Annotated in this window: 12 protein-coding genes; 6 read left to right on the top strand and 6 right to left on the bottom strand. The window is 74.4% G+C overall.

Annotation, left to right across the window (positions count from 1 at the left end):
* Positions 1-71: 71 nt before the first annotated feature.
* Positions 72-800 (top strand): Crp/Fnr family transcriptional regulator, encoded by a 729-nt coding sequence (locus ACI784_RS21895; RefSeq protein ID WP_456925826.1) that lies wholly within the window; start codon positions 72-74, stop codon positions 798-800.
* Positions 801-1,019: 219 nt separating this feature from the next.
* Here ACI784_RS21895 and ACI784_RS21890 read toward each other — a convergent pair whose 3' ends face one another.
* The gene (locus ACI784_RS21890; protein ID WP_457014889.1) at positions 1,020-1,901 is read right to left on the bottom strand and encodes a helix-turn-helix transcriptional regulator; all 882 of its coding nucleotides are present in this window, start codon (positions 1,899-1,901) and stop codon (positions 1,020-1,022) included.
* A gap of 133 nt (positions 1,902-2,034) precedes the next feature.
* On the opposite strand from ACI784_RS21890, the gene ACI784_RS21885 reads away from it, so the two are divergent.
* The 3 genes from ACI784_RS21885 (at position 2,035) to ACI784_RS21875 (ending at position 4,281) form a co-directional block, all read left to right on the top strand.
* Positions 2,035-3,057 (top strand): zinc-dependent alcohol dehydrogenase family protein, encoded by a 1,023-nt coding sequence (locus tag ACI784_RS21885; protein WP_457014888.1) that lies wholly within the window; start codon positions 2,035-2,037, stop codon positions 3,055-3,057.
* 132 nt (positions 3,058-3,189) lie between these two features.
* Positions 3,190-3,774: an HhH-GPD-type base excision DNA repair protein gene (locus ACI784_RS21880; RefSeq protein ID WP_457014887.1), complete on the top strand. Its 585-nt coding sequence runs from the start codon at positions 3,190-3,192 to the stop codon at positions 3,772-3,774.
* A gap of 165 nt (positions 3,775-3,939) precedes the next feature.
* The gene (locus ACI784_RS21875) at positions 3,940-4,281 is read left to right on the top strand and encodes a DUF3099 domain-containing protein (protein WP_456925830.1); all 342 of its coding nucleotides are present in this window, start codon (positions 3,940-3,942) and stop codon (positions 4,279-4,281) included.
* Between the two features lie 95 nt (positions 4,282-4,376).
* On the opposite strand, the gene ACI784_RS21870 is transcribed toward ACI784_RS21875, so the two are convergent.
* Both ACI784_RS21870 and ACI784_RS21865 read right to left on the bottom strand, forming a co-directional pair.
* Positions 4,377-5,252 carry a carbohydrate kinase family protein gene (locus tag ACI784_RS21870; RefSeq protein ID WP_457014886.1) on the bottom strand — a complete coding sequence of 292 codons (876 nt, stop codon included), beginning with the start codon at positions 5,250-5,252 and terminating at the stop codon, positions 4,377-4,379.
* A 7-nt stretch (positions 5,253-5,259) separates the two neighbouring features.
* Positions 5,260-6,198: a pseudouridine-5'-phosphate glycosidase gene (locus ACI784_RS21865; RefSeq protein WP_457014885.1), complete on the bottom strand. Its 939-nt coding sequence runs from the start codon at positions 6,196-6,198 to the stop codon at positions 5,260-5,262.
* Between the two features lie 96 nt (positions 6,199-6,294).
* Here ACI784_RS21865 and ACI784_RS21860 point away from each other — a divergent pair, with 96 nt between their 5' ends.
* Positions 6,295-6,525 (top strand): DUF3039 domain-containing protein, encoded by a 231-nt coding sequence (locus tag ACI784_RS21860; protein WP_456925833.1) that lies wholly within the window; start codon positions 6,295-6,297, stop codon positions 6,523-6,525.
* A 1-nt stretch (position 6,526) separates the two neighbouring features.
* Here ACI784_RS21860 and ACI784_RS21855 read toward each other — a convergent pair whose 3' ends face one another.
* The 3 genes from ACI784_RS21855 to ACI784_RS21845 form a co-directional block, all read right to left on the bottom strand.
* On the bottom strand, positions 6,527-7,594 hold the full coding sequence (locus ACI784_RS21855) for a YihY/virulence factor BrkB family protein (protein WP_457014884.1): 1,068 nt from the start codon (positions 7,592-7,594) through the stop codon (positions 6,527-6,529).
* A gap of 82 nt (positions 7,595-7,676) precedes the next feature.
* Complete coding sequence (locus tag ACI784_RS21850) at positions 7,677-9,923, bottom strand: VanW family protein (RefSeq protein ID WP_457014883.1); 2,247 nt, start codon at positions 9,921-9,923, stop codon at positions 7,677-7,679.
* 143 nt (positions 9,924-10,066) lie between these two features.
* Positions 10,067-10,291: a DUF7455 domain-containing protein gene (locus ACI784_RS21845; protein ID WP_097206314.1), complete on the bottom strand. Its 225-nt coding sequence runs from the start codon at positions 10,289-10,291 to the stop codon at positions 10,067-10,069.
* A gap of 550 nt (positions 10,292-10,841) precedes the next feature.
* Between ACI784_RS21845 and ACI784_RS21840 the strand changes: the two genes are divergently transcribed.
* Positions 10,842-12,263, top strand: a complete 1,422-nt coding sequence (locus ACI784_RS21840) for an acyl-CoA dehydrogenase family protein (protein ID WP_457014882.1) — start codon at positions 10,842-10,844, stop codon at positions 12,261-12,263.
* The last annotated feature ends 128 nt before the right edge of the window (positions 12,264-12,391 follow it).

The raw sequence follows: 12,391 nt of genomic DNA, 5'->3' as shown, positions 1-12,391 counted from the left end.
CCACCCCCACGGGGGTAGCCGGGAGGCGCCGCCCGGAGCCGTCGGAACAGCCACGAGGCGAGAGGTGCCCGATGTCCGACCCGACCGGCCTCGAGCCGGACCCCCAGCGCAACCTGTTGCTCCAGGCGCTGCCGGCGGGGGAGTACGACCGCCTGCTGGCGCTGCTGGAGCCGGTGTCCCTCGACGTCCGCGACCCGGTGTTCGACCGCGGCAAGCCCATCGAGCACGTGTACTTCCCGGTCGACGCCGTCTTCTCCCTGCTCGCCACCACCGACGGCGAGGCGGCTATCGAGGTGGCCACCATCGGCTACGAGGGCATGGCCGGCCTGCCGGCCTTCCTCGGCACCGCGGAGAGCCCCAACGACTGCTTCTGCCAGGTCGCCGGCAGCGCCGTGCGCCTCCCCACGGGCGAGATGCGCCGGTTCCTGGCCTCCGACGGAGCCCTGCACGACCTGCTGCACCGCTACACCCAGGCGACGATGGTGCAACTCGCACAGAGCGTCGCGTGCAACCGGCTGCACACCACCGAGGAGCGCTGCGCCCGCTGGCTGCTGCAGACCCGCGACCGCGTGGGCGCCGACGAGTTCCTCCTCACCCAGGAGTTCCTGGCCCAGATGCTCGGGGTGCGCCGGGGCACCGTCTCGTTGACCGCCGGCGTGCTGCAGCAGGCCGGGCTGATCCGCTACACCCGCGGGCGGATCACCGTGCTCGACGCCGAGCGCCTGCACGAGGCCGCCTGCGAGTGCTACGACATCGTGCACCGGGAGTTCCGGCGGACCGTCGGCGGGCCCGAGGCCTGACCGGCGCCCAGGTCAGGGCTCGATCAGTGGGTGCGGTCGCGGATCTCCAGCGGCACGCCGTCGGCCCTCGCCGGCTCCGGGGTGCCGACGTCCAGCCCACCCGGCGCTCCGACACCGAGCGCCGCATCCTCGCCGTCCACCGCAGCGGCCGGCTGGCCCACTGGCCGGGCGACACGGGCACGTGCGCGGACAGCGCACCGCCGGGGCGTCCGGACCCGGTCAGGTGGTGTCGGTCGCGGGGGCGGCCGGGGCCCTGTGGGTGGCCGCCCAGCTGGCCAGGAGCGTGAGGCCGTCCTCGGACGGGCTGCCGGGTTCGGCGGTGTAGACGGTCAGCGCCAGCTTCCCGTGGTCCGGGCTGGGCAGGTCCAGGGTGTGGTAGAGCAGCTCGAGGTGGCCGACGGCGGGGTGGCGGAACTGCTTGGCCCCGGCGTGGTGGATGCGCACGTCGTGTGCGGCCCAGCGGCTGCGGAACTCCTCGCTGACCGTGGACAGCTCCCCGACCAGCTCGCGCAGGTCCCTGTCGTGGGGATCGCGGCCGGCCTCGGTGCGCAGCAGCGCGACGGTGGTGTTCCCCGCGCTCGCCCAGTCCTGGTGGTAGTCGCGCGCCCGCGGGTCGAGGAACTGGAAGCGCGCGAAGTTCGCCGGCCGCCTCGGGTCGTCGAACACCGGCGAGTGCAGCGCCCACCCCAGGGTGTTGGTCGCGAGGACGTCCAGCCGGCCGTTGGCGACGAAGGCGGCGGACCCGGTCATCAAGTCCAGCATCCACTGCACGCGCGGCTGGATCCGCGCCCGGCCGCGCCGCGGTGGGGTCCGGGTCGGCTTGGCGGCGCGGGCCAGGTTGAACAGGTGCAGACGCTCGGCCTCGTCCAGCTGGAGCGCCCGCGCGACGGCCTCCAGGACGTCCTCCGAGACGCCGGCGATGTGTCCCTTCTCCAGCCGCTCGTACCAGCCGGTGCTCACCCCGGCCAGCACGGCGACCTCCTCGCGGCGCAGCCCGGGCACCCGCCGCCGGCCCCCGCCGGGCAGCAGGCCGGCCTGCTCCGGGGTGATCCGGGCGCGGCGGCTGGCGAGGAAGTCGCGGATGTCGGAGCGGTTGTCCACGCGATCGACGCTACGACGGCCACGCGGGGCGAAAGGGGTGGAGCCGCTACCCCCACAGACCCGACTCCCCGCGCCCGCGCCCGGGGGCGTTCCCTGGAGCGGACAGCCCGACCACACCCGAAGGAGCACCGCCTTGCGAGGAGCCGTCCTGCACGCCCCCGGCGACGTCCGCGTCGAGGACCGCCCAGACCCGACCATCGAGCAGCCGACCGACGCCATCATCCGGCTGGCCGCGACCTGCGTGTGCGGCTCGGACCTGTGGCCCTACCGCGGCGTCGAGCCGGTGAACGGCCCGTCCCCGATGGGCCACGAGTACGTCGGCGTCGTCGAGGAGGTCGGCAGCGAGGTCACCACCGTGCGGCCCGGCCAGTTCGTCGTCGGCTCGTTCTTCGCCTCCGACAACACCTGCGAGATCTGCCGGGCCGGCTACCAGACCCACTGCCTCAACCGGCAGCCCGGCGCCGCCACCGGCGGGCAGGCCGAGTACACCCGGGTCCCGCTGGCCGACGGCACCCTCGTCGCCACCCCCGGGATGCCCGACGACGACCTGGTCCCGAGCCTGCTCGCCGCCTCCGACGTGCTCGGCACCGGCTGGTTCGCCGCGGTCGCCGCCGAGGTCGGGCCCGGCAGGACCGTCGCCGTCGTCGGCGACGGCGCGGTCGGCCTGCTCGGCGTCCTGGCCGCCCGGCAGCTCGGCGCCGAGCGCGTCATCGTCTTCAGCCGGCACGCGGACCGCCAGGAGCTGGCCCGCCAGTTCGGTGCCACCGACGTCGTGACCGAGCGCGGCGACGAGGGCGTCGCGCGCATCAAGGACCTGACCCACGGGCTCGGCGCGCACTCGGTGATCGAGGCCGTCGGCACCCAGGAGTCGATGATGCAGGCCATCCGTGCCACCCGCCCCGGCGGGCACGTCGGCTACGTCGGGGTCTCCCACGACGTCTCCCTGCCCGGCGAGGAGCTGTTCTTCTCCGGCGTCCACCTGCACGGCGGCCCCGCGCCGGTGCGCCGCTTCCTGCCCGACCTGATCAGCCTGATCTGCGACCGGACCATCGACCCGGGCAAGGTCTTCGACCTGGAACTGCCCCTCGACCAGGCCGCCGAGGGCTACCGGGCGATGGACGAGCGCCGTGCCATCAAGGCCCTGCTGCGCCCCTGACCGGACGACGAGGACGACGAGGACGACGAGGACGACGATGCAGATCACCCGCAGCTCGATCGACACGGCGGCGCGACTGACGACGGTGCTGCTCCCGGAACCTCCCGACGCAGGGTGCGGCAGGATCTCCCGGTGCCGATCATCCGCATCACCCAGGACGCCGCCGCCGACGACCTGCTCGGCCGGGACCCGCTCGCGCTGCTGCTCGGCATGCTGTTCGACCAGCAGTTCCCGATGGAGCGCGCCTTCTCCGGCCCGCGGCTGCTGGCCGAGCGGATGGGCGTCGCGACCCTCTCCGCCGCGGAGATCGCCGACGCCGACCCCGAGCAGATGACCGCCTGGTTTCAGGGCCCACCGGCGATCCACCGGTACCCGGGGTCGATGGCCGGCCGCGCCCAGGCGGTCTGCCGGCTGGTCGTCGAGCGCTACGACGGCCGCGCCGAGGCGCTGTGGGCCGACGCCCCCGACGGCGCCACCCTGCTCGAGCGGGTCGGCCGGCTGCCCGGGTTCGGCGCGCAGAAGGCGAAGATCTTCGTCGCGCTGCTGGGCAAGCAGTACGGCGTCACCCCGCCGGGCTGGCGGGAGGCCGCGGGCGAGTACGGCGAGGAGGGCTCCCGCCGGTCGGTCGCCGACATCACCGGCCCCGAGTCCCTGGCCGAGGTGCGGGCGTTCAAGCAGGCGCAGAAGCAGGCCGCGAAGGCCGCCGCGAACGGCTGAGAACCGGCGCGCCGGGGCGTCTGCACCCGCCCCGATCCGGTGGCACGATGGGCGGCGCACCCGGGCTGTGCAGGGGACCCGTCGCCGTCGGGACGCCGGGCGCCGTGGCCCGGGAAGGATTCTGCCGAGGGCCGCTGCCCGCGGTCGGCAGAGGGAAGGACATCCGTGGCCTCGAGCCAGCAGCCCGCGCGTCCCCACCGGTCGCAACCGGTCCTCATCACCGAGGCCCAGCCCAGCCGTGCCGAGCTGCACGCGGCGCGGAAGAAGCGCTACGTGCTGACGATGGCCGTCCGCGCGGTCGCCCTGATCCTGGCGGCGGTCTTCTACCAGACGCTGTGGCTGGCGCTGATCTTCGCGCTCCTGGGCACCGTCCTCCCGTGGATCGCGGTCATGATGGCCAACGACGAGCCGCCGAAGAAGAAGCTCGACGTCAACCGCTACACCGCACCCCGGCCCGACCGGATCCTGGAGAACCCCGACCGCCCCGGCCGGGTCATCGAGCACTGAAGCCTGCTCCCCACCGGGGGAGGACCCCGTCCTCCCCACCGCTCGCAGGCTCGCTGCGAGCCCCCGGCAGGGGCCGCGGGCCCCTGCCGGGGGCCTCAGCGCGCTCCTGGACGGGCGACGACCGCCGCCGCCCGCGCCAGACCCGCCGCCAGCGCCCGCGCGGGATCGCCGGCCGGATCGGCCAGCCAGACCGACAGCAGCCCCGCCGCGAACGCGTCGCCCGCGCCGGTGGTGTCCACGACCGGCCCCGGGTGCGCCGGGCGGTGCACGAGCGTGTCGCCGGAGGCCCACAGCGCGCCCTCGGCGCCCAGCGTCACCACCGCGACCCGGTGCCGGGCGGCGAGGGCGCGGGCCGCGCCGGCGGCGTCCCGGCACCCGGTGAGCAGCCGCGCCTCCTCCTCGTTCGGCAGCACCAGCGTGGCCGCCGCGGTGTCGGCCAGCCACCGGTCCACGCCGTACCGGGCGAGCGGGCCGGTCGAGGCCGGGTCGAGCGACACGGTGCAGCCGGCGGCGGCCGCCGCGGCCAGGGCGGCGAGTCCGGCGGCCCGGGGGCGCGGGTCGAGCAGCGTGTAGCCGGACAGGTGCAGGTGCCCGCCGGCCCGCAACGGTGGGACGTCGCCGGGCTGCAGGGCCAGGTTGGCGCTGCGGTCGGCCAGCATGCTGCGCTGCCCGTCCGGCTCCACCAGGCTGACGACCGTGCCGGTCGCGGCGTCCGGCACCGACCGCACGGCCGCAGTCACCCCCGCGGCGACGAGGTCCGCGACCAGCCCGGCGCCGGCCGCGTCGTCACCGGTGCAGCCGGCGAACACCACCGGGACGCCGAGCGCCGCCAGGTGGACGGCGACGTTGGCCCCGGCGCCGCCGCCACGGGTGGTGATGCGCGCCGGGCGGTCCGACGCCGGCGCCGCCTCGCCGTCGAGCACCACCACCACGTCGGTGGCGAGGTCCCCGACGACGACGACCGGGAGCACGCCGGCCTCAGCGGGGGAGCGCGGCGAGGGCGGCGGCGATCCGGCCGGCCAGCTCCGCGTTGCGCAGCACCAGGCGCACGTTGACCGCGAGGGTGGCGCCCGCGCTGGCCCGGTGCAGGTGGTCGAGGACGAACGGGGTGACGGCCTTGCCGCGCACGCCGGCCTCCTCCGCCGCGGCCAGCGCGTCCTTGATGACCCGGTCGTGCAGGTCGGGGTCGAGCTGCTCGTCGGCCGGCAGCGGGTTGGCGACGACCACCGCGCCCGGCGCGAGCTCCCGGCGGGCGGCGAACACCGCGGCGGCCTGCTCGGCGTCGTCCACGGACCAGTCGACCGTCGAGCCGGAGTCGGCGACGTAGAAGCCGGGGAAGGTCGTCGTCCGGTAGCCGACGACGGTGACCGACAGCGACTCCAGCCGTTCCAGCGTGGCCGGGACGTCGAGGATCGACTTCACCCCGGCGCAGACCACGACCAGGGAGGTGCGGGCCAGGGCCACGAGGTCGGCGGACTCGTCGAAGGTGTCGGTGGACTGCCGGTGCACCCCGCCGAGGCCGCCGGTGGCGAACACCCCGATCCCGGCCCGGGCGGCCAGCAGCGCGGTGCTGGACACGGTGGTCGCACCACCCCGGCGCAGCACCGCGGCGACCGGCAGGTCCCGGACGCCCAGCTTGGCGAGGTCGGCGTCGGCGCAGACGCGGTCCACCTGGTCGGCCGTCAGCCCCACGTGCGGCACACCGTCGAGGACGGCGATCGTCGCGGGCACCGCACCACCGGCGCGGACGGCGGCCTCCACCTCGTCGGCGGCGGCCCGGTTGTCCGGCCGGGGCAGCCCGTGGGCCAGCAGCGTGCTCTCCAGCGCGACGACCGGCCGGCCGGCGGCGAGCGCCTCGGCCACCTCGGGGGAGACGGTCGACGGCGGGACGGCGGACGGCGGGGCGGCGGCGGGCACCCTGACATCATGGTGGGCAGGGCGGTCGAACCGGTCCCGCCACCCGGCGGCCCGGGGACGCCCCGTCAGCCGTCCCGTGACCTGAGGGAGCACCGCGTGAGCAACACCGACCTCCTCGAGAAGCCCGACGTCCGCGAGGGCGACACCGGCAACGCCAACGAGGTCTTCCACTACGTCCGCAAGAACAAGATCGCCGAGAGCGCGGTCATGGGCACGATGGTCGAGGCCCTGTGCGGCGAGGTCTTCCCGGTGACGAAGAGCCCGAAGCCCGGCAGCCCGGTGTGCCCGGCCTGCAAGGAGATCTACGAGCAGCTCCGCAAGGACTGAGTCACAACAGGTCCAGGCGCCGGGCGCGCTCGAGCTTGGCGGCCCGGCGCTCCTGGCGGCGCCTCTGGTGCCGGCGCAGCGGCGCCGGCCAGCGGGCCTGGACGGTGGCGTTGAGCTCGGCGCCCAGCAGCACCGCCATGCCGAAGAGGAAGCAGAACAGCAGCGCCGCGATCGGCGTGGCCAGCGCGCCGTAGGGCAGCGTCGCGGTGAGGATGTCGGCCACGTAGGCCCGCAGCAGCAGCGCGGCCACGAGGAAGAACGCGACCGCCAGCAGGGTCCCCGGCAGGTGCCGCCGCCACGGCAGCCGGCGGGGCAGGACGACGTGGTAGAAGCTGGTCAGCGCCAGGACCAGGCCGACCAGCACCACCGGCCAGTAGACGGCGTTGACCAGCACGGTCGCCGTCCCACGCCAGTCCAGGGGCAGCAGCGACACCAGCACCGCGCGGCCCAGCACCAGCAGCGGCAGGGTGAGCACCGCCATCACCATGCCGACGACGAACAGCCACAGGGCCTTGAGCCGGGTGCGGATCGGGCCCCGCACGTCCCGCTGGTCGTAGGCGATCACGATCGTGTTCATGAACGTCGCGGTCGCCGAGGAGCCGGCCCACAGCGACAGCACGAAGCCGACGCTCACCAGGTCCAGCCGGCCGGAGCCGAGGATGTCGGCCAGGGTGGGCCGCACCAGGGAGTCGACGACGTCGGGGGTGAGCACCTCGGCGGAGGCGGTGAGCAGTTGGTCCTCGATCTGCGCCACGGACCGCTGACCGATGAAGCTGCCGAGGTAACCCAGCGAGCCCAGCAGCCCGATGAGCAGGGGCGGGACCGAGAGGATCTGCCAGAACGCGGCCTCCGCCGACAGACCCAGGATGCGGTCCTGCCAGGCCTTGGCGATGGTGCGGCCGAGCACCTGCAGCGGCACCCGGACCGGCGCCGGCCACCGGGCCAGCCGTTCCCGCCGGGGGAGCGCCGTCGAGGGGAGGACCGGCGCCGCGACGCCGGGAGCACCGGCGGAACCGTCCGGGCCGCTCCCCGCGGGGGCCGGTGACCCCCCGGGCAGGACGGTGCTCACCGGCCCAGTGTGCACGTCAGGGCTCCGGCGGGGGTCCGGGTGCGGCCGGTCGGCGCGGTTCCCCGCCCGATCGGGCGAGCGGTCAGGCCGCCGTCCGCCGGGGAGGGCGGCGGCCGCCCGGGGCCGGCGCGGACGCCGGCGCGGTGCCCTCGGGGGCGGGGGCGTCGGAGGCCGGGGCGGTGGGGACGCAGCGGATCACCGGCTCGGCGGCGTACCGGGTGCGGAAGTCCTCGCGGCGGATCTCCGCGCCGCTCTGCGGGTCCTTGAACACGCGGGTGACGGTGATGTCGAAGCCGGTCGAGCCGCCCTGGGGGCTGCAGCTGCCGTCGTCGGGCTTCTCCTGCACCACCGGCTGGCGCTGGTTGAACCGGTTGCTGCTGATCGACTCGATGTCGTAGCGCTTGGTCCCGTAGAAGGTGACCGTCAGCGAGCTCGGCGTCCACTGGGTGTCGATGTAGACGCCGGTGTCGGCGTCGTTGCGGAACTTCAGGTCGATCGAGTCGTAGTAGACCGTCGCCTCGCGGCCGGCCGGGTAGCGGCTGATGTAGTAGCTGTGCGGCTTGTGGTAGACGTCCTCGAGCCCGGCGAAGAAGACGGCGTTGAACAGCGTCGTGGCGACCTGGCTCATGCCGCCGCCGACGGCGGTCGTGAACTCGCCGTTGTTGATGACGCCGGCCTCGACGTAGCCCTGGGCGGTGCCGCGCGGGCCGGTGTGGCCGTTGAGGCTGAACGTCTCACCCGGCCGGACGATGGCGCCGTCGATCTCCGCGGCGCCCACGCGGATGTTCGTGCCACTGGCCGCGCTGGTGAAGTTCGTGGTGAAGGTGCTGATCTCCTCGCGGATGCCCAGCGCCTCGGCGTCGGCGGTGCTGAACTCGGCCTCGACCGGGCCGAGCTGCGCGGTCACGGTGCGCGGCGCGGGCTGCGGGAGCACCTCGAGCAGCTGCCCGGAGAGCGCGGCGGGGTCGACCCCCGTGCCGTCCACCGAGGGGACGACGGTCACCGCACCGCCGGACGGCTCGAACCGGGCGTCCTCGGCGGGCGTGCCGAACTCGGCGAAGTCGTCGCCCATCGCCTCCTGGAGTCGGGCGGGGTCGACGGCGACGGCGAGCTCGCCGCTGTCCTGCGGCGTGAAGGTGAGCGAGGCGGCGATCGCGGTCGGCGGGATCTCGACCGACGTCGCGCCGTCCGAGCTGCCGACGGTGACCGGCGCGGCCAGGCCCGGGGTGACGGTCGCGTCGAGCACCCGCTGGGCCTCGGCGGCGTCCACGGTGACCTCGGTGACGTCGACCGGCAGCTCGATCGGGGTGCTCGGGTCGCCGCCCGCGGCCAGGAAGTCGGTCACCGCCGCCGCGGCGCCCTCGCGGTCCAGCGTGCGGCCGTCCTGCGGGTCGACGACGCGGGGGGTCGTCCCCTCGATCGCGATGGTGGCGTCGACCGGTGCGCGGTCGACCTGCTCGGCGATCGCGTCGATCTGCGCGGCCAGCGCGGTCTCCTCGCCGGTCATCACCGGCGCGACCGCACGCTCGCCGAACAGCGACACGAGCCGCGTCCAGGGGTTCAGCGGCTGGTCGCCCGCGGCGTCCACGGTGCCGTCGACGTCCAGGGTGATGCCCGCGGTGGCGGGGGAGAGGGTCGCCTCCACGTCGTCGGCCACGACCACGTGGTCGGCGGTCACCCGCGGGGCGAGCTCGGCCTCGAGCCGCTCACCGGCGGCGGCGGTGGAGAGCCCGCCGATGTCCACGCCTGCGACCACCGTGTTGCGGGGCACGTCGCCGCCGGAGACGGCGACGTCGATGCCGTAGGCGGCCGCGAGGAGCCCCACGGCGGCGACGGGGGTGACCACGGCCGGACGGCGCCACCACGGCCGGCGCGGTGCGGCGTCGCCGGCCGGCGGCTCGCTCCCGTCGCCGGGGCCGTCGGCCGCGGCGCTCCCCGTGGTCGCGGCGTCCCGCGGGTCGTCCGCGGCGCTCTCCGTGGTCGCGGCGTCCCGCAGGTCGTCCGCGGCGCCGGCGGGGGACTCCGCGGTGGAGGGCAGGACGCCGGTCGCCGCGGCCTCGTCGGCCGCGGCCGGGGGCGGGAGCTGCCCGGGGGCCTCGCCGGGGGCGAAGCGGATGTCCTGGGTCTCGCCGTCCTCGACGGGCACCGCAGCGGCGGCCGGTGCGACGGCGGGGGTGTCGGTGGCCGGGGCGGGACCGGCGGCCGGAGGACGGGTGGCGGTCTCCGGGCCCACGGGGCCGCGGTCGCGCGGCACCGGGCGGGTGTCGTCGGAGAAGACCTCGGGTTCGATCCGGGCGGTCTCGTCCTGCGGGGTGGGGGACTGTGGCATCGGGGGATCTCCGGGTCGCCGTCGACCGGGGGATCCCGGGAACGACGGAGCCGCCGGCGCCCCGTCCGCCTCAGGCGGATCCGGGACGCCGGCGGCGGCGTCGGGTGAGGGGTTCATCGCTGTCGGCGACGATAACCCTTCGGTCAGGAGGTGATGCGCTGCTCGCCGTCGGTGTCGATGATGTCGACGGCGATGTCGCGCAGCTTGCCCTCGTACTCACGGGCGTGGTGCCCGCAGAACACGAGGTCGCTGCCGCTGGCGAGGACGACGCGCACCTTGGCCAGCGCACCACAGCGGTCACAGTGGAAGGGGACGACCAGGTCGTCGGCGGGCGGGGTCGTCGTCAGCGTCTGGGTCATCTGGGTCATCACTCGCTCTCTACCGCACGGACCCGCGGCTGCGGATCGGCCTCCTGCACAGCGCCAGGATGACCCCCTCTGTTCCCGATCCTGCCGATCCAACGGTCGGACGCGCCGAGGGCGGTGTGTCCGGGGTCGTCGAAGCGGATGGGGCGGGTCAGCAGGGACGTCACTGGGTGGTGCAGGTCTGTCGTCGTGGTGCTCGTAGTCGTCAGTTCCGTGCGCCGGTCGTCGTCCGGCTTGGTGGGTCCGCTGCTGTCTTGACGTCCCTCACGCTACGCCGCTTACCCGGACAGCGACGGCTCACACCGCCCCACCGGCTCATCGGGGTGAGATCGTGACCGTCCCGAGACGTGGCCGTCACCGGCGGCCGCCGGGCGCAACACGCCTGGAACGACCCGCCAGGACCGTCGGCGCCAGGTGGAGGCGTTGGTCCCTACTCGGTGGACGCCTCGGCCCGAGAGTGTGATGAACGACACGGTCCGTAACCCGTACCGGCCCCGTGTCACCGGTCCGCCCTCACGGCCGACCGGAGTCCCGTCTCGTGAGGAGGGTCGGCATGTCCATCGACTTCGCGCCGTCGAGCGGCATCAACTTCACGCCCAGTGGGGACCAGAAGAAGGTCCAGCTGGCGGCCCGCGACTTCGCGGAGAACGTGCTGGCGCCGATCGTCCGCGACGCGGACCGGGAACCGGACCCTCTGAAGGCCTTCCAGATGACCAAGCCGGCCTACGTCGAGGCCTACAAGCGGGGCATCGCCTTCGGGATGTTGCCGAAGGAGTACGGCGGGGGCGGGTTGACCAACGTGGAGCTCATCCTGGCCGCGGAGGAGTTGTGCGCCGTCGACCCCGGGTTCGCCTGCACGGTGCTGGTCAACGGTCTGGCGCTGATGCCGGTCTGGTACTGGGGGACCGAGGAGCAGAAGCGGCGGGTCATCGGGGCCGCCACCTCGGACCCGTCGGGGGAGTTCATCGCCGGCTACGCCGCCAGCGAGCCCCCGGGGACACCCGGCGGCACCGCGAACTTCGACACGCCGCTGCCCCATCCCGTGGGCATCGGGGTGACCGCCCGCCGGGACGGCGACTCCTACGTGCTCAACGGGCGCAAGTACTGGCCCTGCAACGTGGCGGGGTGGGACGGCGAGGGTGCGAACGTCAACCTGGTCGTCGTCCGCACGGACCCGGACAAGGGGGGCACGGAGGGCCTGTCGGCGATCCTGGTCGAGCGCGGGACCCCCGGCGTGACCTACTCCCTCATCGACACCTTCGGGCACCGCCTCACGCCCAACGCGGAGATCGTCTTCGAGGACGCCCGGGTGCCGGCCGACAACCTCGTGCAGGGGACGCTCGGGAACGGCGACCTGCTCATCAACCGCAACTTCGCCTGGTCCGGGCCGGTCGCCGGGATCGCGGCCGTCGGCGTCGCCCGCGCCGCGTACGAGGCCGCCCTGACGTGGGCCAAGACCTACACCGCCGGCAGCCCGCACCCGATGATCCAGTTCCAGAACGTGGGCTACGTGCTGGGCGACGTCGCCGCGCGCATCGAGGCCTGTCGCTACTTCTGCTGGAAGGCGGCGCACTACATCGACGAGCACGACTACCACGGCGAACTGATCGGGGCGCTGAACAAGACCTACTGCACCGAGACGCTCCTGGACAGCGTCTACAAGTGCATGCAGGTGGTCGGGGTCAACAGCGCGGACAAGAAGCACGCGTTCGAGAAGTACCTGCGGGAGGCCGCCATCTTCCCGATCTACGACGGTGGCAACTTCGGGATGCAGCGGCGCCGGGTCCACGGCGTGCTGGCCAGTCCGGACTTCAACCCCCGCGCCCTGATGGACAACGAGAACGTCGAGTTCACCAAGGGCATGGAGACCATCGACACCATCCAGCAGACCGACACCGGCAGGCCGCCGGCCGCGCCCACCCCGCGGCGGGCGCAGGACGAGGGCATCACCACGGCCCAGCACCCCGTCGCCTAGATGTACTGCCCATGAGCGTTGTTGACGGCGCCGAGGCCTGATCCAACGAGGAGACCTCCGAGCGAAGGTGTGGGTGCTGACGCCACGCCCGAATGCTCGGAGGTCTCGTGTCCCACGCTAACGCTCGC

The sequence above is a fragment of the Geodermatophilus sp. SYSU D01186 genome (genome assembly GCF_054050215.1).
The sequence above is the reverse complement of the archived record's forward strand: the minus strand, read 5'-3'. Positions and strand labels throughout refer to the sequence as shown.

What these genes read in the sequence shown, in the direction of transcription:
- ACI784_RS21840 (WP_457014882.1), top strand. Translation starts at nt 10,842, where the DNA reads ATGTCCATCGACTTCGCGCCGTCGAGCGGCATCAACTTCACGCCCAGT.
- ACI784_RS21850 (WP_457014883.1), bottom strand. Translation starts at nt 9,923, where the DNA reads ATGCCACAGTCCCCCACCCCGCAGGACGAGACCGCCCGGATCGAACCC.
- ACI784_RS21895 (WP_456925826.1), top strand. Translation starts at nt 72, where the DNA reads ATGTCCGACCCGACCGGCCTCGAGCCGGACCCCCAGCGCAACCTGTTG.
- ACI784_RS21845 (WP_097206314.1), bottom strand. Translation starts at nt 10,291, where the DNA reads ATGACCCAGATGACCCAGACGCTGACGACGACCCCGCCCGCCGACGAC.